Source organism: Methylobacterium trifolii (assembly GCF_022179685.1).
GTDB lineage: Bacteria > Pseudomonadota > Alphaproteobacteria > Rhizobiales > Beijerinckiaceae > Methylobacterium > Methylobacterium trifolii.
The window spans coordinates 1-22,276 of sequence record NZ_BPRB01000060.1; the positions used below are offsets into that span (position 1 = coordinate 1).

A 22,276-nucleotide genomic window follows, 5' to 3' on the forward strand; every position below is an offset into this window, starting at 1 on the left:
GCCGGCGAGCCGAACCCGCTTGAGCCTCTTCCCGTCGAGGGCGAGGTCGGAACGCGGGCGGACGTTGAACAGGGTGTAGCCGTGGGCGTTGGCGACCATCGTGCGCACCACCTCCTGATGGGCGGAGCGTGCCACGACCTTGGGCTGCAGGCCCTCGGCCATGAAGAGGGCGAGGAAGTATTCGCGGCTCAGCGGCAGGTCGAGCAGGATCATCGGCTCGTCGACGAGGTCGGCCAACGCCACCGCCGCGTGGTCCGCGATCGGATGCCCCTCCGCCACCAGCACGTGCGGCGGCAGATCGACGAGCGGGGTGAAGTGAATGTCCTCGGGCACGTAAAGGTCGTAGGTCAGCGCGACCTCGGTCTCGGAGCGGCGCAAGCCCGTGATGAGCTGTTCCTGGTCGCCCTCGACGTAACGGATCTGCGCGGCGGGGAAGGCCGTGGTGAAGGCGTGGGCGAGTTCGGGCACCAGCATCGGCGCGAGCGTCACCATGCAGCCGAGCGAGAGAGGCCCCCGCACCTGCCCGCCGGTTTCGGAGGCCAGGGTGTAGAGGCTCTCGGCCTGTTCCACGACGGCTTTGGCCTCGCGCAGCACCTCGCGCCCGATGGGCGTCAGCGAGAGCCCCTGCGCGTGGTGGCGGACGAAGAGCTGCACCGAGAGCTCCCGCTCCAAGTGGGCGATGGCCGTCGAGATCGAGGGCTGCGAGATGTGGATGCGCTCGGAGGCGAGCGTAATGCTGCCGGTCTGGCCGGCGGCGATGAAATACTCGAGTTGGCGCAGGGTGAACCGCATCCGCCGCCCTCAGCGAGCAGCCAGGCCGACTCGAAGGCGGCCGCGCGTCCCGTCCTCGTTCATAGGTCGCCCGGCACGCCATAGCTCGGCGCGGCGGTCGGGTCGAGGGCGCGGGTGACGTAGGCGTCCAGCTGCGGCCGATAGAGATCCCACAGCGTGGCGAGCGCCGCGATCGGGCAATCCTCCGTCCAGTCGACGCGCAGGTCCGCCACGGGCCACGCGACCTCGCGCACCAGCATCAACCCGGCCGAATGGACCGGGCCGGCCTCGCCGCCGGCCGCCAGTGCCGCCCGCATGGCGGTGAGCAGGCGGTCGCCGAGATGGCCGGATGCGCCGAGGAAGGCGTCGACCATCGCCCGGGGGACGCCCGCATCCGCGAGGAGATTGCCGCCGCAGGCGACGTCGGCGGCGCGCGCCTCCCCCCAGATGCCGAGCGCTTTGGGGCCCGAATGGATCGCCGCGCCGCCGCCGGCGTCCACGGCGAGCACCTGGCGGTACTCCATCGGCCCGCCGGTCCGCCGCAGCACGGCGATGGCTTCGGCGGCGTCGGCGCCGAGCGCCATCAGGTCGAGGGCGCGGCGACCCAGCGCCGGGTCGGTCACGTTCTGGCTCGCGACCGCGCCGATCCCCGCCCGGGCATGGGCACAGCGCGCCGCCACCGCGGGCGAGGAGGACGAGACGGCGACCCCGAACATGCCGGTCGACGCACAGCGCGCCACGATCGAGAAGGTCATGCGTCCTCCGGGATGACCGCGATGGCGTCGATCTCGACGAGCCATTCGGGCCGGGCGAGCGCGGAGACCACGATCCCGGTCGAGACCGGATGGACACCCTTCAGCCAGCGTCCGACCGCACGGTAGACCGGCTCGCGATAGCGCGGGTCGACGAGGTAGATCGTGATCTTGCAGACATGCTCAAGCTTCGAGCCGGCCTCGTCCAGCAGCATCGCGATATTGGCCATCGCCTTTTCGGCTTGACCGGCCGCGTCGCCGAGCGCGACGCTCTCGGAAGTGTCGAGGTCCTGGCCGATCTGCCCGCGCACGAAGACCATCTGACCCCGAGCCACCACGGTCTGGCAGAGGTCGTTGTCGAGCTGCTGCTCCGGATAGGTGTCGCGCGTGTTGAAAGGTCGGATCCGCTTGTGGATGGTCATCGGGTCGTTCCTACCTCCTGCGAGAACGGCGGACGAGGATTAGCGATGCGCCACGGACGGCGCGGGGTGACTGACCGAGACGTTGACCATTCGTCGAAAACCTCGGCTGCCACCAGAACAGCCGTCCGGGCGAAGGATGCGTTCTATCATTCGATACATTCGAACCGACCAGACCGATACGCCGGTGTCGAGGCTTGAGAACACCGAGGATATCGTTCCAATCGTTCACAACAACAAGCACTTGCCGGGGTCGTGGTTCGGAAAATCCGAAGCCACCGACCGCGCCGTGCCGGCCGCGGACACCGGTGTTCGTGTTGTCTCCGGTGAGAGCCGACCGTAACGATCCGATCCAATCAGATGCACGCGGAATCCGCCGATGGTCATGGCTGTTACAGTACCACAGGCACTCGCCGAGACGTTGGAGAGACTCGTCGCCTTCGATACCGTCAGCGCCCGAAGCAACCTTGCGCTTGTCGACTACGTCGAGGATCTCGCCCGCGCGAACGGGGCGGAGACTGACCGGGTGCCCTCGGAAACCGGCGACAAGGCGGCCCTCTGGATCACCATCGGTCCGCGCGACGTGCCAGGTTACGTTCTATCCGGGCATAGCGACGTGGTGCCGGTCGACGGTCAGGCCTGGTCGAGCGACCCGTTCCGGCTGACCCTGCGAGACGGGCGCCTCTACGGACGCGGCACCTCGGACATGAAAGGGTTCGTCGCCGTCTGCGTGGCGTTGATGCCCGAGATGGCGGCGGCCCGACTGAGGCGTCCCATCCACATCGCCCTCTCCTACGACGAGGAGGTCGGCTGCCGCGGCGTGCGCCCACTGATCGCGCGGATGCGCGAACGGGGCGTGCGCCCTCTCGGATGCTTCGTGGGTGAACCGACCGAGATGGGTGTCGTCCTCGGCCACAAGGGCAAATGCGCTGCGCGCCTCACCTTCCGCGGACGTGCCTGCCACTCGGCGCTGGCACCGCGTGGGGTCAACGCCGTCGAGTTCGCCGCCCGCTTCATCGACCATGTCCGCTTGAGCGCCGAGCGGCTTGCCCGCGAGGGCGCCCGCGATCCGCTCTACGACGTGCCGCACACCACAGGACTCTGCAGCGTCGTCGGCGGCGGTACGGCGCTCAACATCGTGCCGGATACCTGCACCGTGGAATTCGAGTATCGCGCCATCGCGGCGGACGATGCGGGTGGACTGGTCGCGGCTGCGACCACGTACGCGACCGAGGTATTGGGCGCCGAGATGGCCGCACGCGACCCCGCATGCGGCGTCACGGTCGAGCCGCTCGTCGATTATCCGGGGCTCGACCTCGACCCGCACGCGGACCTCGCGAAGCTGGCCAAGCGACTGGCCGGCCGCGACGGGCACGCCAAGGTTTCCTACGGGACCGAGGCGGGTCTGTTTCAGACGTCAGGCGAGGTGCCGGCCGTGGTGATCGGCCCAGGCGCGATGGCGCGCGCCCACAAGGCGGACGAGTACGTGATGCCGGACGAGCTGGAAACGTGCGCCGGCTTCATCCGGCGGTTGGTCGCCGAGTCGTGCTGAAACGACCGCTCAATCCTGCGGCGTCGTGCGCTGCATCGACGGACGCTGGCTGAACGTCTCGTACCACGCGGCCGCCGCGGGCCGGCCGGCGCGCCAGCCGAGATCGGGGAAGCGGAAATCGAGGTAGCCGAGGGCGCAGCCCGTCGCGACCGCGCCGATGTCGAGCCCACCTACAGGCTCGGCGAGCGTCGCCTCGATCCGGTCGAGGGCGGCGGTGATCTTCGCGATCTGGCCCGCCTCCCAAAGGTCCCAGCGCGCGGCCGCCGGCCGTAGCACGCGCTCGTAGCGAAGCAGCAGCGCGGCATCGAGCAGTCCGTCCGCCAGAGCCTGGCGGGCGAGCGCGTCCCAGCGGGCATCGCCCTCCGGGAACAGGCGAGGGCCGGAGGCGCGCGCATCGAGATATTCGCAGATCACCCGGCTGTCGAACAACGCGGTTCCATCCGCGATGACGAGGGTCGGGACCTTGCCGAGCGGGTTGTGGCGAACCGTCTCCGGGTTGCGCTCGGTCGGCGTGGCGGCGACCGGCACCGTCTCGATCGCCGCGGCCTGACCGGTCTCGTGGGCGACGACCAGGACCTTCCGGACGTAAGGCGAGGTTCGCGCGTAGAGGAGCTTCATGGGGGCATGGTCCTGTCACGGGTCCGAACGACCCGGCAATCCGCATCACGGCTCGGGCGGGAAGGCGACGAGCCCCCCTTGCGGCACGAGGATGCCGACCGGAGTCCCGGGTGCGTAGGTGGCCAGAGCCCCTTGTCCCGGCATTCGCACGAGGACGCGCCCGCCGTCTGCGAGGTCGGCATACAGGTCGATGTGGGAGCCCTGGTAGACGAGGGCCGCGACGCAGGCCGGCAGGCTTCCCGCCTCGCCGGCGGGACGCACGCCGAGATGATCCGGCCGCACGAACACGTCGACCTCGGCGCCCGCCGCGCAGTCGCGCAAGGCCGTCGCCTCGACGTCGCGGCGCAGGTCGCGAATGGCGACCGTGGCGCGCTCGCCCGCACAGGCCTCGAGGCGGCCGGGCAGGCGGTTCACGTCGCCGATGAACCCCGCCACGAAGCGGTCCTGCGGATGACGATAGACTTGGTCCGGCGTGCCGACCTGACGGACCCGGCCGGCCGACATCACCACGATCCGGTCCGACATGCTCAGCGCCTCGCCCTGGTCGTGGGTGACGAAGACCGTCGTCACTCCGAGCCGGCGCTGGATCTCCTTCAACTCGACCTGCATCGACCCACGCAGGTTCTTGTCCAGCGCCGAGAACGGCTCGTCGAGCAGCAGCACCTTCGGCTGGATGACGAGGGCGCGGGCGAGGGCCACGCGCTGCTGCTGCCCCCCGGAGAGCTGGCGCGGGGAGCGGTCGGCGAAACCCGACAGCTTCACGAGGGCGAGGGCCTCGTCCACGCGTCGGGCGATCTCCCGCTTCGGGACGCCGCGCATGCGCAAGCCGTAGCCGACGTTCTTGGCGACGTTCATGTGCGGGAACAGGGCGTAGTTCTGGAAGACGATGCCGATCTCGCGCTCGTAGGGGGGCGTGGCGGTGACGAGGTCGCCGCCAATGAAGATCTCGCCCGCATCCGCCTCCAGGAAGCCCGCCATCAGGTTGAGCAGGGTGGTCTTGCCGCAGCCGGAGGGCCCGAGCAGAGTCAGGAACTCGCCCTGCTCCACCTGCAGCCAGGTCTCCTCCAGCGCGGTCACGGCGCCGAAGCGCTTCACCACGCCGTCGAGCCGCACCGCCGGGGTGCCCCGTGGGCTCGCGGAGGTGCCGGGCGGGCGCGCCGGCAGGGAGAGGTCAGCGGCCTTGCTCAACATTCAGCACCTTGCCGAGCCCGAGGAACGTGTTGGCGACGGTCAGGAGCGCGGCCGTCACCGCGATGTAGATCACCGAGACCGCCGCCAGCGTCGGGTCCGCGAACTCGCGGACGTAGCCGTACATCGCCACCGGCAGGGTCTGGGTCGCCTGGCCCGTCACGAAGAGCGAGGCCGTGAACTCGTTGAAGGACAGGATCGCGGCAAACAGCCAGCCGCTGACGAGGCCGGGCGCGAGGAGCGGCAGGGTGATCGTCCCGAGCACGCGGCCCGGCCGGGCGCCGAGGCTCGCCGCGGCGAGCTCCAGCCGCTCGTCGATGTTCTGCAGCGAGATGTAGACGCTCCGGATCACGAAGGGCAGCACCACGATGACGTGGGTGACCACCACCACGGGAAAGCCCCGCGCCGCGCCGATTCCGGTGGCCAGAACCAGCAGGCCCAGGCCGATGGTGAAGTGCGGCACGATCAGCGGCGAGAGCAGCACGCCCTCCAGACCCGCCTTGAAGCGGAAGGCGTAGCGCTTCAGGGCGATCGCGAAGCCGGTGCCGACGGCCAGCGCGATGGTGGAGGCCCAGGCGGTGACGACGAGGCTGTTCCACAGGCCCGTCTGGAAGTCGCGGTAGGTCAGCGCCCGAGTGAACCAGCGCGTCGAGTATTTGGCCGGCGGGAAGCTCAGGATCGCCCGGTCGTTGAAGGCGGCGAGCGTCACCACGAAGGCCGGCAGCACGATGAAGGCGAGGATCAGCCCGACGAGGAGCTTGCCCGAGATCCCGAGGACCCGGCTGCGGAGGCCGCGGCGCATCAATGGCCTCCCAGGGCTTCGAGGGGCCGGGCGGCGCGGCGCACGACCCACATCGTGCCCAGCGCCAGGACGAGGCCGGCGAGGCTCAGGGACGCCGCGACCGGGAAGTTGAAGGAGGAGAGGCCCAGCTGGTAGACCAGCGTCGAGACCACGCTGACCTTGCCGCCGCCGATCACCTGGGGCGTGGCGAAGGCGCTGAAGGTCCAGGCGAAGGCGGTGGTGAAGCCCGCCACCACACCCGGCATCGAGAGCGGCAGGGTCACGGTGAGGAAGGCGCGCACCGGCCCGGCCCCGAGGCTCTGGGCGGCGCGCTCGTAGTCACGGTCGATATGGGCGAGCGCTGCCGCCAGCATGATGACCATCACCGGCAGCGTCACGTGGACGAGGGCGATGATGACCCCGAACTCGGTGAACATGAGCTGGATCGGCCGCTCGATCACTCCGATCTGGCGTAAGGTTGCGTTGACGAAGCCGGTATTGCCGAGCACCACGGTCCAGGCATAGGTGCGCACCACCTCGCCGAGGAAGAGTGGCGTCACCGCTGTCACGAGGATGATGGACTTCAGCAGGATCGAGCGGGTGCGCACCAGCGCGTAGGCGACGGGGTAGCCGACGACCAGGGTGATCAGCGCCGTCTCGAAGCAGATGAGCACCGTGTCGCGCAGCGCGCGCAGCACGATCGGGCGGCCGAGGTCCGCGAAGTTCTCCAGAGTGAACCCGCCGACGTCGAGGGAGCCCGGCACGTAGGCTTGAAGGCTGTAGCGCAGGATCGCGGCCATGGCGGCGACGATCGCGGCGGCCACCAGCACGGCCGGGGTCACGAACAGGGGAAGGAAGGGTCGTCGGCGGATCGCGGGTCTCATGATGCCTTCGGGATCGTCGGACGCGGTAGGCGCCGGATGCCCGTCCCCGTAAGGAACCGAGCGGATTTCGCGGCCCTTCCGAGCCGCTTTCCCGCCCCTGTCGGCCGTCTCCTTCGCGGCGCGGCCCGCGCTCCGCCTCTCAGCATGGGGCCAGGGCGGGACTGGCGGACCCGGGCATCGCGCTCAGCGCGCCATGATGTTCTCAGTGAACCACTTGCGCCAGAGGGCGGTCTTCTCGGCCCTGAGCTTCGGGTCGATGTTGATGGCCTGGGTCTTCCACTGCTCGGGCGTCGTGAACACGCCCGGCAGCTTGGCGGTCTCGGGATCGACCTTGGCGTTCGTGACGGTGGGGCTGCCCTTCTTGAGCTCCGCGATCTTGGCCTGCACCGTGGGATCGAGGGCGATGTTGATGAACTTGTAGGCCAGCTCCGCCTTCCTGGAGCCCGTGTTGATCGCCACCGTGTCGATGCCCAGCACCCCGCCTTCCTTCGGGATCACCACGGTGATCGGCACGTCCTGTCCCTTCATGTAATAGGCGTTCATGGTCAGCACGACCTGGACGGGCGTCTCGCCGGTGGCGATGAGCTGCTGGCTGTTGGCGTCGTTGGTGTAGAAGGCCCGGAAGTTGGGCTTCAGCGCCTCGAGCTTGGCCTGCCCCTTCTCCCAGGTGGCCGGGTCGCCGCCCGAGAGCAGCGCCGAGACGGCGATGATGTGGCTCGGATCGAAATCGGGAGCGGCGAGGCTGTTCTTGAGCCTCGGGTCCCAGAGATCGGCCCAGGAGCCGAAGGTCATCCCCTTCGGCAACAGGTCGGCCCGGTAGCCGATCGTGTAGACATAGCCCCAGGTGCCGATATGTGCGGGGCTGATCCTGGCCTGGTCGACGAGGTTGCGCGCATTCGGGATCTTCGAGAAGTCGAGGGTCTCGAACAATCCGTCGTTGACGTAGAGCCAGCCGACATGCGCGGTCGTGAAGGTGACGTCGCTCTCGGGCGAACCCTTGGCGAGCTTGGCCTTGTTCAACCTGTCGATCGTGCCGCCGGTGATGTACTCGACCTCGGCGCCGGTCTCGGCCTTGAACTTCGCGGCGATGGCCTCGTCGATCAGATCGCGGAAGCTGCCGCCCCAGGTGCTGACGACGAGTTTCTCGGCCGCCTGCACCGGTATGATCGACGCGATCAGGGCCGAGACGGCGAAGAAGGAGGCCCGCAATGATGTCACGTCAGTTGTTCCTTATCGATAGGATCGACTGATGAAACCTCGCAAGCAAAGTGCCAATTGCTCAAGCCGAAGGCTGGACGGCAACGTCACCCACTATACATGCGGCCAGTTTCATTGTTCGGTCTCGGCTCGGCACGAAAAACTAGATGGCTGGGCGGCCCCATAAAGTACGATTTGCGGAGGCGTCTGGATCGGAAATTTTGATGCAGGGCGCCCATGCACGGCGACGGTCGTCGCGCACGTCGTCAGGAGGCGATGCGCCGGGCGCCCGCCGTCTCGATCCGGGCGTCCTGCGCGGGGGGCGTCAGGAGGATCGACCGGTCGACATCGCGGATGTCGCGATGGCCGCACAGGGCCATCGTCGTATCGAGTTCCGTGCGGATGATCTCCAGGGATTTGGCAACGCCCATTTGGCCGTAGGCACCGAGACCGTAGAGGAACGCGCGTCCGATGAAGACCCCCTTCGCCCCCAGGGCGACGGCCTTCAGCACGTCCTGGCCCGAGCGGATTCCGCCGTCCATCAGCACCTCGATGCGCGAGCCGACCGCATCCGCGATCCCGGGGAGCGCCGTGATGGACGAGCGTGCGCCGTCGAGCTGCCGCCCGCCGTGATTCGAGACGATCAGCGCCTCCGCCCCGGTCGCAGCCGCCTTCTCGGCGTCCTCCGCATCGAGGATGCCCTTCAGGATCAGGGGACCCTTCCAGCGGTCGCGAATCCTGCGCACGTCGTCCCAATCGAGGCGCGGGTCGAACTGGTCCGCCGCCCAGGCGGAGATGGAACGGGTGTCCCGCACGCCCTCCACATGCCCCACGATGTTGCGGAACGTCCGGCGCTTCGTGCGAAGCATGGACCAGCACCAGCGCGGCTTGGTCAGGAGATCGAGGACGGTGCCCGGCGTCAGCTTCGGTGGCGCCGACAGGCCGTTGCGGATGTCCTTGTGGCGCTGCCCGAGGATCTGAAGGTCCAGCGTCAGGACCAGGGCCGAGCAGCCCGCCGCCTTCGCGCGGTCGATGAGCCGGTCGTTGAAGGTGCGGTCGCGCATGAAGTACAGCTGAAACCAGAACGGCTTGCTCACGGTCTCCGCCACGTCCTCGATGCTGCAGATGCTCATCGTCGACAGGGTGAACGGCACGCCGGCCTCCTCCGCCGCCCGCGCCGCCAGGATCTCGCCGTCGGCGTGCTGCATGCCCGTCAATCCCGTGGGCGCCAGGGCAACGGGCATCGCGACGGTCTGGCCGGCCATCGTCGTGGCGAGCGAGCGGTCGGTCATGTCGACCGCCACGCGCTGGCGGAGCTTGATCCCGGCGAAATCGGCCTCGTTCGCGCGGTAGGTCGACTCGGTCCACGATCCGGAATCGCAGTAATCGTAGAACATCCGCGGCACCCGCCGCTTGGCAACCCGCCGCAGGTCCTCGACCGTCGTGATGATGGGCGCCATGGGATGTCTGACCTCGCGATCGGATGACGGGACGGTTCGCGGGAGAAGCGGGATCGAGCCCGCCCTCTCTCGTGGCCCGAGGGCGGGATTCACATCAGGGTGAGCGGAGCTCGGACATCCACCCCAGCCTTCCACTTATCACGTCTGCGAACCCGTCGATCGCCTTTGCCAAGCGGTCAACGGCTCGTGGGAAACCGAGAGACCACCAGCCGAACAACATCTCGACGCAGGACAGATGCCGGGATGCTCGTGACTGCATCGTCACCTGTCGCCGCCGTATAGCACTGTCGCGGCAAGCAAAATTATCATTGTAATCCGAGCTGGGCCTGATCCCGCGTCCTCCCGGCCGCATCACGGGCGGGCAGGTGCTGTTCCGCGGGCGCGATCTCCTGGCGCTGCCCGAGCGCTCCCTGCGCAAGGTCCGCGGGGGCGAGATCGGCTTCGTTTTCCAAGACCCGATGAGCTCGCTCAACCCCGGCATGACGGTCGCCCAGCAGATCGTCGAGCCGTTGCGCATCCATCTCGGCCTCGACCGGCGCGCGGCGCGCGCCCGGGCGCGCGAGCTCCTCGACCTCGTGCGCATCCCGAACGCGGCGGGGCGCCTCGACCGGTATCCGCACGAGTTTTCCGGCGGGCAGCGCCAGCGCGGGATGATCGCGATCGGGCTCGCCTGCCGGCCAAAGCTGCTCATCGCCGACGAGGCGACCACCGCGCTGGACGTGACCGTGCAGGCCGAGATCATTGCCCTGGTGCAGGAGTTGAAGCGCGAGCTCGGCATGGCGATCATCTGGATCACCCACGACCTCGGCGTGGTCGCCGGCATCAGCGACACGGTGCAAGTCATGTATGCCGGACGCATCCTGGAGCGCGGCCCCGTCGACGACATCTTCGGCGACCCGCGTAACGCCTACACGCTCGAGCTGCTGCGCTCCCTGCCGGACCTGAGCAGAGGCCGCACCGGGCGCCGTCGCCTGCACCAGATCGACGGCAGCCCGCCGGACATGCGCTGCCCGCCGCAGGGCGATCCCTTCGCACCGCGCAACGCCTTCGCCACCCCCCGCTGCCGTGCCGAGATGCCGCCGCTTCTCCAAGGCGGCGGGCGCCGCGCCCGGCCATCTCGTGGCCGCTTGGTACGACCTGCCGGCCCGCCTCGCCGAGGAGGGTGCCCGATGAGCGCTTCGCCCGCCCCCATCCTGTCGGTGCGCAACCTCTCGAAGACCTACCCCCTGCGCGCGTGGTGGGGCGGGAAGAGCAGCGTGTTCCGGGCGGTCCGCGATGTCAGCTTCGACATCGCGCCAGGCGAGACGCTCGGGCTCGTCGGCGAATCTGGCTCCGGCAAGTGCCCGACCCGATCGCGGAACGGGCCCGCCTTGCCGCCGCTGAACCCCAGGTTCCGGAGGAGGGGCAGCCCGGCGACCTCGTCGAGGCCGCGCCCGGCCACTGGGTCGCCGCGGAACGCTGAGAGCCCGGTCCGCATGCCAAGACGGATCGGTGGCCGACAGGCACGATGGGATTTCGCGACAGGGCCGGAGCGCGCAGTCGGGCTGCTCGCCGCGATCGAATTTCTGCCAAGAGGAATTTATGCCGTGACCCACGGCCGGGTTCGTCCGACGATCCGAGACCGCTTGGTCAGGAGGCCTCGATGACCATACCTGCCCCAGCCTATCCAGCAGGCGCAGCGGCCGTATCCATGACGTGTCCTGTTACGCAGCGCCGAGATAGGCCGCTTCCAGCCCTTTGTCCGCCGACAGCTCCGCGGCCGTCCCGCGCGCGACGACCCGCCCCTGCTCCAGCACGTAGCCACGATCGGCGACCGTGAGGGCGAGCGCCGCCATCTGGTCGACGATGAGGATGGTGACCCCCTCGTCGCGCAGCTCGGCCACGGTGGCGTAGAGGGCATTGATCATCGCCGGGGCGAGGCCGAGCGACGGCTCATCGAGGAGCAGGACGCGCGGATGCGCCATCAACCCGCGAGCGATCGCCAGCATCTGCTGCTCGCCGCCGGAGAGCAGGCCCGCCCGGCTCCCGGCGCGGTCGCGCAACCGCGGGAAGCGGTCGAGCAGACGCTCCACCTCGGCCGGGTCGATCGGCGTTCCGCGCCCGAAGGCGCCAAGGCGGATGTTCTCGACGACGCTGAGTTCCGGGAAGACCTGCCGGCCCTCCGGCACCAGGACGAGGCCGCAGCGGGCGATCCGGTGCGCGGGCAGCGCCTCCACGCGCCGGTCGTCGAACACGATCGACCCCGCGACCGGGCGAAGCAGCCCCGCGAGTGCCCGCATGGCCGTGGACTTGCCGGCCCCGTTGGCGCCCAGCAGGGCGACGGTCTCTCCCGGCCGCACGTCGAGATGGATGCCGTCGAGGACCGGCGCCGCCCCGTAGTCTGCCGTCAGGTCGAGGGCGGATAGGATGGCGTCCGCCGGCCCCTGCCATGGGATGTCGCGCGGCCGCGCCGGCGTATCCGCGCCGCCGAGATAGGCGCGCAGTACCGCCGGGTCGCGCCGGATCTCGGCGGGTGTCCCCTGCGCGATCGGACGCCCGGCATCCATGACGAGGACGTGATCGGAGATCCCCATCACGAGCGGCATGTCGTGTTCGACCAGGACCACCGCGACGCCGCGGTCGGCGATCCGGCGGATCAGCCGGGCCAGCCGGTCGGTGTCGGCCCGCGACAAGCCTGCGGCGGGCTCGTCGAGGAGCAGGACCGTGGGAGCTCCAGCCAGCGCTCGGGCGATCTCGACGAGCCGCCGGTCGACATGGGGCAGCTCGGCGGCCGGGCGGTCGAGGGCCCCTTTGTATCCGACGAATGTGAGGAGCGATGCAGCGATCCGGCGGTCGTCCGCGCGGTCACGGCGCCAGAGGCGTCCCGGCGCAAAGCCGAGGGCGACGTTGTCGACCACCGGGAGCGAGCCGAACAGGCGCGTGGTCTGGTAGGTGCGCGCGATTCCGGCGCGGGCGACGACGTGCGCCGGCCGGCCTGCGAGGTCGCGCCCGCCGAGCCGGATCATCCCGGCGCTCGGGCGGTAGAAGCCCGAGATCATGTTGAGCACGGTGGTCTTCCCGGCCCCGTTCGGCCCGATCACGCTGGTGACCGCCCCGGTCCGCGCGCTGAGGCCGACGCCCTCCGCCGCCGTGATGCCACCGAAACGGATGCCGATCCCGTCGAGGACGAGCGCCTCGCTCGCCGTCGCCGCGGGCAGCGGCGCATCCCGGCCACCCTCCGTGATCGGTACGTCGCGGCCGCGGGGCAGCAGGCAGGCGAGGCTGCCGACCAGCCCTGAGGGCACCAGCCAGAGCACCGCCAGTGTCCCGATCCCGAAGAACAGCAGACGGTACTCGGCGAGCCCCGACAGTGCCTCCGGCAGAAGCACGGTGACGAGGGCGCCGAAGAGCGGACCCAGCACCGTGCCGGCACCGCCGACGATCACCGACAGGACGAACAGGATCGACTGCGAGAACGGGAAGGAGCTCGGCGCGATGAACAGCATCAGCGGCGGCAGGACCGCCCCCGCGAGGCCGGTCAGGGCGGCGGAGATCGCGAAGGCCAGGGTCTTGATCCGAACCGGGTCGAAGCCAAGGGCCGCGGCGGCGACGTCGGCGTCGCGCACGGCACGCATCGCCTTGCCGAGGCGGCTGCGGGCGAGGATGTCGAACCCGACGAGGCTCGCGCCGGCTGCGAGCACCGCCAGCACCGCGAGGCCGGCTGCGGTCACCGGTTCGCCGAGGAGGTCCGGCGCCTTGGTGACAACGAGGCCGTTCTGGCCGCCTGTGAGGTCGCCGCCCTCGATCAGGCCGTGCTCGACGATGAAGCCGAAGGCGATCGTCAGCATGGCGAGGTAGGGGCCCTTCACCCGCATGGCCGGCACCGCCACGAGGCTGCCGACGCAAGCGGCGATCAGCGCCGCCGCCGGGAGCGCCAGCCAGAAGCTGACGTCGCGGAGCGTCAGGATCGCGCTGACATAAGCGCCGATCGCGTAGAAGCCCGCATGGCCGAAGGAGATCAGCCCGGTCAGGCCGAGGAGCACGTTGAGGCCGACCCCCGCCACCGTCGTCAGCGCGACGAGGGCGATCACGAAGTGGCTGTAGCCGGCCGTCAGCGCGACGAGGCCGAGCGCGGCGGCGATGAGGCCCGCGATGGCGAGCCGCATCGCCGGGGCCGAGCGCAGGCGGTGCATCGCGTCAGACCTTGTTGACCGCAGCGCGGCCGAGCAGGCCATCGGGGCGCAGGGTGAGGGCCAGGATGATCACCGAGAACACCACGAGCTGCGTGTAGGTCGAGCCGAGGGTCGCGGTGACGCCGGCCTCGACGAGGCCGTAGAGGAGCCCCGCCAGGATCACGCCGGTCGCTGAGCCGATGCCCCCGAGGATCGCCACCGCGAAGGCCTTGATGCCGAACAGCGTGCCGAGCTCGGCCGAGACCGAGAAGAGCGGCGCGATCAGCAGGCCGGCGATGCCGGCGAGGGTCGCCGAGAGGGCGTAGGCGCAGGCCACCGTGCGGCGCACGTCGATCCCCATGAGCCGGGCGGCGTCTGCGTTCTGCGCGACGGCGAGCAGGACGCGGCCGAGATCGGTCCGGCGGAACACCGTGCGGATCGCGAAGGCCAGGGCGAGCCCGACCACCGGGATGACGAGCTGCAGCGGGTAGATCCCGGTCCCGAGGATCTCCACCGGCTTCGTCGCGAGCGGCGACGGCAGGCTGCGCGGCTCCTTGCCGAAGGTGAACAGCACGGTGTTGTCGAGGACGATGCCGCCCGCCACCGTCGCCAGCAGCCACGCATCCGATCCGCGCGCCACGAAGGGGCGGACCAGCGCCCGCTCGACCACGAGGCCGAACAGGGCGCAGCCGGCGAGCGCCAGGACGATCGCCGCCGACATCGGCCAGCCCAGGGTGACGCCGAGCCCGTAGGCCAGGACGGCGCCGAGGGTGACGACGCTCCCCTGCGCGAAGTTCACGGTCCCGGACACTGCGTAGGTCACGTGGAAGCCCAGCGCCACGAGCCCGTACATGCTGCCGAGGCCGAGACCGCTGACGAGGATGGAGGTCAGCATCGCCGGGCTCAGTTGGACACCGCGACGATCTCACCGTCCTTGAAGCGCGTGAATACGTAATCCGACGGGCCCAAGGCGTCGTGCTGGCCGGGCGTGAAGGGCTTGTCGTAGGTTTTTATCAGGCCCGGATAGGTGCCGATCTTGTAGAAGCCGTCGCGCACCTTCGGCCCCTCCGTGGAGCCGGCGGCCTGAATGGCCAGCGCCAGAAGGTGCGTCGCGTCGTAGGCGTTGGCGATGCCGACGGCAGGCGTGACGTCGGCCATCGACTTGATCGCCGGATACTTGGCCTTGAGGGCGTCGAGAACGGCGGTCGCCTTTGGCGAGGTGTTGCCCGCGAAGGTGAAGGTCTGGATGAAGTGCACCCTGGCGGCGCTCGGGCCGGCGAGCTCGTCGAAGCGGCCGCCCGCGGGCCCCCAGTGCGAGACGACCGGCACCGACCAGCTCATCCGATCGAGGGACTTCACCACCTGTGCCGAGGGCCCGACATTGCCGACGAGGAACAGGGTGTCGGCCCCGGCCTCCTTCAGACGAGAGAGCTGGGGCACCATGTCGACGTCGTTGGCCTCGTACTTCTCGATGCCGGCCGCCGGGAGGTTGGCCGCCTGCAGGGCCTCCTTGAGGCCCTTCTGGTTCGACTCGCCCCAGGCGTTGTTGACGAGGATCATCCCGGGCTTCTTCGCCCCGTAGGTCTTCACCGCGTAGGCGACCAGCGCCTCGTCGACGAGGGCGTCGACCGCGGAGACGCGGAAGGCGTAGTTGTCCGCGGCGCCGTTGCGGGTGATGCCGGTGCCGGCCGCCCAGGGGCCGATGAAGGGCACTTTCATCTGGTTGGCGATGGGCACGATCGCCATCGAGACCGGCGTATCCAGACCGCCGACGACCGCGACGACGCCGACCCGCTGGATCAGCTCGCGCGCCGCCAGCACGCCCTTCGACGGGTTGGCCTCGTCGTCACGCGCCACGAGTTCGAGGGGCCGCCCGAGCACACCGCCTTTGGCATTGATCTCGTCGACGGCGAGACCGATCCCGCGCGAGATCGCCTCGCCAGACTTCGCGGATTGACCGCTCAGGGCGGTCACGAGGCCGATCTTGACGGTGTCAGCCGCCTGGGCGGCCGAGACGGCGAGGCCGAGCAGGGCGCTCGTCGTCATCGCGATGCGGCGCAGGGCGAGGGGCAGGCGGGAGGCCATAGCATGTCTCCGAGGGTGTGGCGCGGCTTCACGAGCGCAACCTCCATGCCACCCGACCCTCGCGGCTTCGGCGGGACCGGGGACGGTCGCATGCACACGCGAAGGCACCCTGTGCGCAAACTCGTGCCAAAGTGCATACACTTGTTGCATGCACTTTATTGGCGTTTGCGGCACTCTGGGCGGACAGGAGTCTTCCCATGCTCAATGCGACCTACGACGCGACGACCGCGCGCGACGCCGCCAACGTCACCGCCTATCTCGAGGCCTCGATGGTTCCGGACCCGGAGACGGCCGCGCGCTACATGGCGCCGGGCACCAGGATCGTGTTCACAGGGGCGCGGGAGTTCGCGCATCCCTCGGAAGTCACGGCCTTCAACGCCGGCCGGTACGCCTGGGTGAAGAAGCGGATGGAGCGGCTGGACGTCGTGCCGGGGGACGGCGTCACCACGGTCTACAGCCTCGGCACCCTGTACGGTGCGTGGCCGGACGGCACGCCCTTCGAGGGCAACCGCTACGTCGACCGCTTCACCGTGCGCGATGGTCTGATCGTCGGCATGGAGGTCTGGAACGACAGCGCCGAGCGCCTGCTGACCCGGCACGGCATTACGGCCTGACGGTCAGGTTCAGGCTCCGCCCTCCGCGCCGACGACATAGGGCGCGAGCAGGCGGCCAAGATCGCGCTCGCGCGGGGCCGGTGGGACGATGCGCGCGCGCTCTGCCACCGCGTCGAGGTGGTGGTCCATCAGGGCGGAGGCACGCTCGGCATCGCCCGCGACCAGGGCGGCGACGATGTCGCGATGCTCGCTGACGGCACAGTCCGAGGAATGCGGGCGGCTGTAGAGCGACAGGATCAGGGCGCAGCGATAGCCGAGTTCGGCGACGTACCGGGTGAGCACGGCACTGCCGGTCATCTCGGCGAGCATCAGGTGGAACTCGGTGGCGAGGCGGATCGAGACGGCGTCCGGCCCGCTTCGCGCCGCCTCCTCACGCGTGATCTGGTCCAGCAGCGTCTGACGCTGCACCGCGCTCAGCCGTCCGGCAAGGCGGCACACCACGAGCCGCTCCAGGCCGAGGCGCACGTCGAACGTGTCGCGCGCCTCCTCCCAGCTCGGCGTCGCGACGACGGCGATCCGATTGCGGCGGAGGTCGACCAGACCTTCGCCGGCCAGGCGGACGAGGGCTTGCCGCGCGATGGTGCGGCTGACCCCGAACCGCTCGCCCAGGGCATCCTCCGGCAGGCGGTCTCCGGGGGTTAGCGCCCGTTCCACAATGGCCCGCCGCAAGGCTAGGCAGATCGCGCCCACGCGATCCCCATCGTCCGTAGCCTTCATCGACGACGTCTGGGATTGGGTACCAATGCCTCTGCGGATTGATCCGTCATGATCTTCTCTGGGTCGTGATCCAGTCCGACGGGCTCGGACGGATGTCCCGTGCGCTATCTGCCGAAGCGGACCTCCGGGTGCAACGGTCATGGCGATGCGCCGGCAACGAAGGTCTCCCGCATGCACGAGGAAGGCGTACCGTCCGCTTCATCGGCGCCCTCTGTCTCGCCGACGTCGGTTCAATCACGTGACGACGGGCTCCGGGTCTCTCGGTCCGCCGCGATCCCCGTTCGCCGTTCCGCGAAAGGGCAAGGCCCGAATAAAACCGGCGTCGAAGAGACCCCGATCCACCGCATCGGGCTGGGACTTCGATTTCAGGCCAGGGTCGAGAGATCCTGGAACCAGTGTTGAGCCTGCGTATAGCTCTTTACCCGCGGTGAGAGCGCGTGCGGATTGGTATCGTGCACGACCCAGACCTGGACTGCGTCATCGACTACGATTTCGTGGATACGGGCGAGGAGCCTGTCCTGTTCGGCGAGGTCGAGGCTGGCCTTGACCTGATCGCATAGGGCATCGACCTCGGGGTTCTTGTAGTGGCTCCAGTTCACGCCGTTGGGCGCGATCTGCTTGGAGTCGTAGAAGCGCAGGATCGCGTAGAACGGGTCGGAGGTGACGTACGCGATATTCTCCGCCGATACGCCCTTCAGGCTCGGATCGGCCGCCCCCTGACGCCACGCCGTATAGGCCACCTCCAACTCGACGGTCTTGAACGCGACCTGGATTCCGACCTCGGCCCAGCTCTGCTGAATGAATTCGTTGATGGGCAGCGACAACATCTGCCCGGTGCCGCCGGTCGGGATCAGGATCGTCGCCTTGACCGGGTTCTTCACCGAGTAGCCGGCCTCCTCGACGAGCTTCCTGGCCGCCGCGACGTCGGTCTTGATCGCGAACGTCGGCTTGCCGAACCATGGGCTCGAGGGTTGCACCTGCCCTGTCGCCGGGGTGGCGAGCCCACCCATCAGCTGCACGACACCGTCCCGGTCGATCGCCAGATTGGCAGCCTTGCGCAACCGCAGGTCCCGCCACGGGCTGCCCTCCAGCATCGACAGATGGTAGTTCCAGACATGCGGCGTGTCGTTGCCGACGATCCGCATTCCAGCCGCCTTCAACCGCGGTACCGCATCGGGGGCCGGCAGCTCGATCAAATCGACGTTGCCCGAGAGAAGCGCGTTCACGCGGGACAGGTCCTCCGGCACGCAAGACAAGGTCAGCTTGCCGAGCTTCGGCATCCGCTTCGGGTTCCAGTAGGCCTCGTTAGCCAGGAGTTCGAGGCGCACCCGCGGTTGCAACTGGCCCATCTTGTACGGGCCCGTGCCCGCAGGCTGGAAGGCGAACTTCGCCCAGTCTCGGCCCACGGCCTCGAACTGGGCGGGGGACGAGATCAGGAACCACAGCATCTGGTAGGGAAACAGGCTGTCGGCCGCCTTGGTCGTGACCTGCACGGTCATGGCGTCGAGCTTCTTGTACGACGCGACGCCGGGGAGGCGTGGGCGCACCTGCGCCGCCTGTCGCTGGTCGAAATGCGGCGCCTCCTTGTTCAGGACCTTGTCGAAGTTCCAGATCACCGCATCGGCATCGAAGGCCGAGCCGTCGTGGAACGTCACGCCCTCGCGTAGGCGGAACGTCCAGTTCTTACGGTCGGCCGGGTCGTTCTCCCAGGAGGTCGCCAGACCCGGGACCATCTTGCCCGGCTTGTCGGCGATATCGAGTTCCCAGGCGACCAGCGGATCGTAGAGGGTGAGCCCGGTGAATTGATAGCCGCCGGCGCCCTTGTCCGGCTGGCCGGTGGTGAGCGGCAGGTCGCTCATCGAGATGCCGTAGGTCAAAGAGCCGGACCGCGGCTTGCCCGGCACCGGCGTGCCGCCGGCCTGCGCCAGTGCCTCGGTCGCGGATGTCCCCGTGGCGCCGAGCGCGGCGAGAACGGCACTGCCCAGCAGGACGCCGCGCCGGGTCTGGTTTTGGCGATCCATGGAAATCGATCCCTAGCGAGAGGAGACCTATCGTCTGCCAGGCCCTGTCGGCAGACTCCGTTCGAACACCGGGTCCATAGGTCAGGACCTATGCGTTACGGCGGACGACAGCCGCCCCACAGTCGCGGCCACCAAGCCTGGATGATGATGCCTCAATGAGGCCTGGTATAACGGCCCGCGCACGACCGTTGAGCAACAATGATAGGCCCTGCGCAGCGGATTGTGGGCTTTCTGCCTATTGCTTTGGCATTTTGTCGACCTGCCAGCCTGGAGTGCCCGGCGTTCCCCAAATCGTCCGCATCGTTCGATCCGTAGGCCCACGGAGCGTTGGCCGGTGGCTTGCATGAGGCTGGCGTCATCGAGGCGCCTCGGCCCGGCCACGAGCGAGTACCCAATTCTGATGCTGCCTCGTCTGAAAGCGTTCGGTGTCCGAGCGACACTGGCCGGCGTGCTGGCTCTCTGCGCGAGCGTGCCGTCGTTCGCGCAGGGCACGTTGCGGATCGGCATGACCGCATCGGACATCCCGCTGACCACCGGCCAGACCGACAACGGCGGCGAGGGCATGCGGTTCATGGGTTACACGGTCTATGACGGGCTCATCAATTGGGACCTGTCGAGCGCCGAACTCGCCTCCGACCTTGTCCCAGGCCTCGCAACGCGTTGGACCACCGACCCGAGCGACAAGACCAAGTGGACCTTCAAGCTTCGCTCCGGCGTGAAATTCCACGACGGCTCCGACTTCACCGCCGACGCGGTTGTGTGGAACCTCGACAAGCTCCTGAAGGCCGACGCGCCGCAATACGACCCCCGCCAGTCGGCGCAGGGCAAGACCCGCATCCCCGCCGTGGCGAGCTACAAGGCCGTCGATCCGATGACGGTCGAGATCGTCACCAAGGCGCCGGACGCCACGCTGCCGTACCAGATCGCCTGGATCATGATGTCCTCCCCCGCGCAGTGGGAGACGCTCGGCAAGTCCTGGGACGCCTTTGCGAGGCAGCCGTCCGGCACCGGGCCCTGGAAGCTGACCTTGTTCGCGCCGCGCGAGCGCGCCGAGATGGTGCCGTTCAAGGCGTATTGGGACAAGGATCGCGTGCCCAAGCTCGACAAACTGGTGCTCGTGCCGCTGCCCGAGGCCAATGCTCGGGTGGCCGCGCTCCGCTCGGGTCAGGTCGACTGGATCGAGGCGCCCGCGCCCGACGCGGTGGCGTCCCTGAAGGGCGCCGGCTTCACCATCGTCACCAACGCCTACCCACACAACTGGACCTGGCATCTGTCCCGGGTCGAGGGCTCGCCCTGGAACGACATCCGCGTACGCAAGGCCGTCAACCTCGCCATCGACCGCGACGGCCTGAAGGAACTGCTCGGCGGCCTCGCGATACCGGCGAAGGGCTTCATGCCCCCGGGCCATCAATGGTTCGGGCATCCGACCTTCGACGTGAAGTACGATCCCGAGGCTGCCAAGAAGCTTCTGGCGGAGGCGGGCTACAGCAAGGCCAAGCCGCTGACGTTCAAGGTCGCCATCTCGGCGTCGGGTTCGGGCCAGATGCAACCCCTGCCGATGAACGAGTTCGTCCAGCAGAGCCTCGCCGAGGTCGGCGTCCAGGTCGACTACGAGGTGGTCGAGTGGAACACGCTGATCAACATCTGGCGCGCCGGGGCGAAGGCCGACATTTCCCGGGGCGTCTCCGCCATCAACTACTCGTACTTCATCCAGGACCCGTTCACCGGCTTCATTCGCCACCTTCAAAGCAACTTCGCCCCGCCGAACGGCACGAACTGGGGCTTCTACAGCGACCCGGCGATGGACAGGCTGTTCGACGGGATTCGAAACACGTTCGACAAGGCCGAACAGATCAAGGTCTTGGAGAAAGTCCAGGAGAAATTCGTCGACGATGCGCTGTTCATCATGATCACGCATGACGTGAACCCGCGCGCGATGAGTCCAAAGGTCAAAGGCTTCGTCCAGGCCCAGAACTGGTTTCAGGATTTCTCGAAGATCACCATGGCGACCGCGGGACGGTGAACCACGACGTTCTCATCGTCCTCCCGTGCGGAGCGGATCGCTCCTGGAACGGCGCCGGATCATTGACAGAGGCTAGCCGATGCTCCTCTACATCCTGAAGCGCCTCGTCGCCGTCACGCCGGTCGCGTTCGGCGTGAGCATCGTCTGCTTCCTGCTCGTGCACCTCGCACCCGGCGATCCGCTCAGTGCGATCCTGCCGGCCGACGCGACGCAGCAGACCATCGACGACATGCGCGCGGCCTACGGCTTCGATAAGCCGTTGCCGGTCCAGTACCTCATCTGGCTCTGGCACGTGCTTCACGGCGACCTCGGTGTCTCGATCGCCACGGGCCGCCCGGTACTCGGCGAGGTCAGCCGCGCCGTCGTCAATTCTCTGATCCTGGCATCGGTGGCGACCGCGCTCGGCTTCACCTTCGGCGTCCTGTTCGGCTTCGTCGCCGGCTACCGTCGAAACTCCCTGGCCGACCGGGTCGCGTCCGCGCTCTCCGTCTTCGGGGTGAGCGTGCCGCATTACTGGCTCGGCATGGTGATGGTGATCGTCTTCTCGGCGACGCTCGGCTGGCTTCCGCCGACCGGGGCCGGCCCCGACGGCTCGGGCAACTGGCGTCCGGATTTCGACCACCTGCGCTACCTGATCCTGCCGGCGGTGACGATGTCGGTGATCCCCACCGGCATCATCGCCCGCACCGTGCGCGCCCTCGTCGCCGACATCCTCGCACAGGACTTCGTGGAGGCCCTGCGGGCCAAGGGCATGGACGAGCTTGGCGTCTTCAAGCACGTGGTGCGCAACGCCGCGCCCACCGCGCTCGCGATCATGGGTCTGCAGCTCGGTTATCTCCTCGGCGGCTCGATCCTGATCGAGACCGTGTTCGCGTGGCCGGGCACCGGCTTTCTCCTCAACGCGGCGATCTTCCAGCGGGACCTGCCGTTGTTGCAAGGCTCGATCCTCGTCCTGGCCATGTTCTTCGTGCTGCTCAATCTCGTCGTCGACGTGATGCAGACCGCCCTCGACCCTCGCATCGAACGCGCATGATCCGGAGACG

The 22,276-nt window shown here is 68.7% G+C and carries 19 protein-coding genes and 1 pseudogene; 6 read left to right on the top strand and 14 right to left on the bottom strand.

What is annotated here, in order from left to right; all coding sequences use genetic code 11:
- The 3 genes from COGEMETH_RS05425 to COGEMETH_RS05435 form a co-directional block, all read right to left on the bottom strand.
- A partial coding sequence (locus COGEMETH_RS05425; RefSeq protein ID WP_238181589.1) for a LysR family transcriptional regulator occupies nucleotides 1–792 on the bottom strand: 792 nt, incomplete at its 3' end.
- 59 nt (nucleotides 793–851) lie between these two features.
- Nucleotides 852–1,526, bottom strand: coding sequence for a DUF1028 domain-containing protein (locus COGEMETH_RS05430; RefSeq protein ID WP_238181590.1), 675 nt, complete (start codon nucleotides 1,524–1,526; stop codon nucleotides 852–854).
- Complete coding sequence (locus tag COGEMETH_RS05435; protein WP_238181591.1) at nucleotides 1,523–1,945, bottom strand: RidA family protein; 423 nt, start codon at nucleotides 1,943–1,945, stop codon at nucleotides 1,523–1,525. Before COGEMETH_RS05435 ends, COGEMETH_RS05430 begins: the two co-directional genes overlap by 4 nt.
- A gap of 376 nt (nucleotides 1,946–2,321) precedes the next feature.
- Here COGEMETH_RS05435 and argE point away from each other — a divergent pair, with 376 nt between their 5' ends.
- Nucleotides 2,322–3,494, top strand: coding sequence for an acetylornithine deacetylase (gene argE, locus COGEMETH_RS05440; RefSeq protein WP_373875318.1), 1,173 nt, complete (start codon nucleotides 2,322–2,324; stop codon nucleotides 3,492–3,494).
- 9 nt (nucleotides 3,495–3,503) lie between these two features.
- Here the strand turns inward: argE and COGEMETH_RS05445 are convergent, their stop codons facing one another.
- The 6 genes from COGEMETH_RS05445 to COGEMETH_RS05470 form a co-directional block, all read right to left on the bottom strand.
- Nucleotides 3,504–4,112: a glutathione S-transferase gene (locus tag COGEMETH_RS05445; RefSeq protein WP_238181592.1), complete on the bottom strand. Its 609-nt coding sequence runs from the start codon at nucleotides 4,110–4,112 to the stop codon at nucleotides 3,504–3,506.
- Nucleotides 4,113–4,157: 45 nt separating this feature from the next.
- Nucleotides 4,158–5,303 carry an ABC transporter ATP-binding protein gene (locus COGEMETH_RS05450; RefSeq protein WP_238181593.1) on the bottom strand — a complete coding sequence of 382 codons (1,146 nt, stop codon included), beginning with the start codon at nucleotides 5,301–5,303 and terminating at the stop codon, nucleotides 4,158–4,160.
- The gene (locus COGEMETH_RS05455; RefSeq protein ID WP_238181594.1) at nucleotides 5,284–6,102 is read right to left on the bottom strand and encodes an ABC transporter permease; all 819 of its coding nucleotides are present in this window, start codon (nucleotides 6,100–6,102) and stop codon (nucleotides 5,284–5,286) included. Before COGEMETH_RS05455 ends, COGEMETH_RS05450 begins: the two co-directional genes overlap by 20 nt.
- Nucleotides 6,102–6,965: an ABC transporter permease gene (locus tag COGEMETH_RS05460; RefSeq protein WP_238181595.1), complete on the bottom strand. Its 864-nt coding sequence runs from the start codon at nucleotides 6,963–6,965 to the stop codon at nucleotides 6,102–6,104. The genes COGEMETH_RS05455 and COGEMETH_RS05460 overlap by 1 nt, the downstream gene beginning before the upstream one ends.
- Nucleotides 6,966–7,148: 183 nt before the next feature.
- A complete protein-coding gene (locus tag COGEMETH_RS05465; protein WP_238181596.1) occupies nucleotides 7,149–8,183 on the bottom strand; it encodes an ABC transporter substrate-binding protein in 1,035 nt (344 codons plus the stop codon).
- A gap of 245 nt (nucleotides 8,184–8,428) precedes the next feature.
- The gene (locus tag COGEMETH_RS05470; RefSeq protein WP_238181597.1) at nucleotides 8,429–9,622 is read right to left on the bottom strand and encodes an alpha-hydroxy acid oxidase; all 1,194 of its coding nucleotides are present in this window, start codon (nucleotides 9,620–9,622) and stop codon (nucleotides 8,429–8,431) included.
- A gap of 320 nt (nucleotides 9,623–9,942) precedes the next feature.
- On the opposite strand from COGEMETH_RS05470, the pseudogene COGEMETH_RS25775 reads away from it, so the two are divergent.
- Together COGEMETH_RS25775 and COGEMETH_RS25780 are read left to right on the top strand one after the other, a co-directional pair.
- Nucleotides 9,943–10,795: pseudogene (locus COGEMETH_RS25775) on the top strand (ABC transporter ATP-binding protein); the annotation flags it as partial.
- 166 nt (nucleotides 10,796–10,961) lie between these two features.
- Nucleotides 10,962–11,084 (top strand): hypothetical protein, encoded by a 123-nt coding sequence (locus tag COGEMETH_RS25780; protein WP_373875319.1) that lies wholly within the window; start codon nucleotides 10,962–10,964, stop codon nucleotides 11,082–11,084.
- 241 nt (nucleotides 11,085–11,325) lie between these two features.
- Here COGEMETH_RS25780 and COGEMETH_RS05485 read toward each other — a convergent pair whose 3' ends face one another.
- Genes COGEMETH_RS05485 through COGEMETH_RS05495 form a run of 3 tightly spaced genes read right to left on the bottom strand, consistent with a single transcriptional unit; the run spans nucleotide 11,326 to nucleotide 15,858 of the window.
- Entirely contained in the window at nucleotides 11,326–13,794 is a 2,469-nt protein-coding gene (locus COGEMETH_RS05485) for a branched-chain amino acid ABC transporter ATP-binding protein/permease (RefSeq protein WP_238181598.1), read from the bottom strand.
- Between the two features lie 4 nt (nucleotides 13,795–13,798).
- Nucleotides 13,799–14,668, bottom strand: coding sequence for a branched-chain amino acid ABC transporter permease (locus tag COGEMETH_RS05490; protein WP_238181599.1), 870 nt, complete (start codon nucleotides 14,666–14,668; stop codon nucleotides 13,799–13,801).
- An 8-nt stretch (nucleotides 14,669–14,676) separates the two neighbouring features.
- On the bottom strand, nucleotides 14,677–15,858 hold the full coding sequence (locus COGEMETH_RS05495; RefSeq protein WP_238181600.1) for an ABC transporter substrate-binding protein: 1,182 nt from the start codon (nucleotides 15,856–15,858) through the stop codon (nucleotides 14,677–14,679).
- A gap of 197 nt (nucleotides 15,859–16,055) precedes the next feature.
- Between COGEMETH_RS05495 and COGEMETH_RS05500 the strand changes: the two genes are divergently transcribed.
- A complete protein-coding gene (locus COGEMETH_RS05500) occupies nucleotides 16,056–16,472 on the top strand; it encodes a nuclear transport factor 2-like protein (RefSeq protein WP_238181601.1) in 417 nt (138 codons plus the stop codon).
- Nucleotides 16,473–16,481: 9 nt separating this feature from the next.
- Here the strand turns inward: COGEMETH_RS05500 and COGEMETH_RS05505 are convergent, their stop codons facing one another.
- Entirely contained in the window at nucleotides 16,482–17,189 is a 708-nt protein-coding gene (locus COGEMETH_RS05505; RefSeq protein ID WP_238181602.1) for a GntR family transcriptional regulator, read from the bottom strand.
- Between the two features lie 365 nt (nucleotides 17,190–17,554).
- The gene (locus COGEMETH_RS05510) at nucleotides 17,555–19,210 is read right to left on the bottom strand and encodes an ABC transporter substrate-binding protein (protein ID WP_238181603.1); all 1,656 of its coding nucleotides are present in this window, start codon (nucleotides 19,208–19,210) and stop codon (nucleotides 17,555–17,557) included.
- Nucleotides 19,211–19,610: 400 nt separating this feature from the next.
- Between COGEMETH_RS05510 and COGEMETH_RS05515 the strand changes: the two genes are divergently transcribed.
- Nucleotides 19,611–21,233, top strand: a complete 1,623-nt coding sequence (locus tag COGEMETH_RS05515; protein ID WP_238181652.1) for an ABC transporter substrate-binding protein — start codon at nucleotides 19,611–19,613, stop codon at nucleotides 21,231–21,233.
- 79 nt (nucleotides 21,234–21,312) lie between these two features.
- Complete coding sequence (locus COGEMETH_RS05520; protein WP_238181604.1) at nucleotides 21,313–22,266, top strand: ABC transporter permease; 954 nt, start codon at nucleotides 21,313–21,315, stop codon at nucleotides 22,264–22,266.
- Nucleotides 22,267–22,276: the final 10 nt, after the last annotated feature.

Bases quoted from the DNA above. Each gene is read 5' to 3' on its own strand.
- COGEMETH_RS05430 (WP_238181590.1), bottom strand. From the start codon at position 1,526: ATGACCTTCTCGATCGTGGCGCGCTGTGCGTCGACCGGCATGTTCGGG.
- COGEMETH_RS05435 (WP_238181591.1), bottom strand. From the start codon at position 1,945: ATGACCATCCACAAGCGGATCCGACCTTTCAACACGCGCGACACCTAT.
- argE (WP_373875318.1), top strand. From the start codon at position 2,322: ATGGTCATGGCTGTTACAGTACCACAGGCACTCGCCGAGACGTTGGAG.
- COGEMETH_RS05445 (WP_238181592.1), bottom strand. From the start codon at position 4,112: ATGAAGCTCCTCTACGCGCGAACCTCGCCTTACGTCCGGAAGGTCCTG.
- COGEMETH_RS05450 (WP_238181593.1), bottom strand. From the start codon at position 5,303: ATGTTGAGCAAGGCCGCTGACCTCTCCCTGCCGGCGCGCCCGCCCGGC.
- COGEMETH_RS05455 (WP_238181594.1), bottom strand. From the start codon at position 6,102: ATGCGCCGCGGCCTCCGCAGCCGGGTCCTCGGGATCTCGGGCAAGCTC.
- COGEMETH_RS05460 (WP_238181595.1), bottom strand. From the start codon at position 6,965: ATGAGACCCGCGATCCGCCGACGACCCTTCCTTCCCCTGTTCGTGACC.
- COGEMETH_RS05470 (WP_238181597.1), bottom strand. From the start codon at position 9,622: ATGGCGCCCATCATCACGACGGTCGAGGACCTGCGGCGGGTTGCCAAG.
- COGEMETH_RS05485 (WP_238181598.1), bottom strand. From the start codon at position 13,794: ATGCACCGCCTGCGCTCGGCCCCGGCGATGCGGCTCGCCATCGCGGGC.
- COGEMETH_RS05490 (WP_238181599.1), bottom strand. From the start codon at position 14,668: ATGCTGACCTCCATCCTCGTCAGCGGTCTCGGCCTCGGCAGCATGTAC.
- COGEMETH_RS05495 (WP_238181600.1), bottom strand. From the start codon at position 15,858: ATGGCCTCCCGCCTGCCCCTCGCCCTGCGCCGCATCGCGATGACGACG.
- COGEMETH_RS05500 (WP_238181601.1), top strand. From the start codon at position 16,056: ATGCTCAATGCGACCTACGACGCGACGACCGCGCGCGACGCCGCCAAC.
- COGEMETH_RS05505 (WP_238181602.1), bottom strand. From the start codon at position 17,189: ATGAAGGCTACGGACGATGGGGATCGCGTGGGCGCGATCTGCCTAGCC.
- COGEMETH_RS05510 (WP_238181603.1), bottom strand. From the start codon at position 19,210: ATGGATCGCCAAAACCAGACCCGGCGCGGCGTCCTGCTGGGCAGTGCC.
- COGEMETH_RS05515 (WP_238181652.1), top strand. From the start codon at position 19,611: ATGCTGCCTCGTCTGAAAGCGTTCGGTGTCCGAGCGACACTGGCCGGC.
- COGEMETH_RS05520 (WP_238181604.1), top strand. From the start codon at position 21,313: ATGCTCCTCTACATCCTGAAGCGCCTCGTCGCCGTCACGCCGGTCGCG.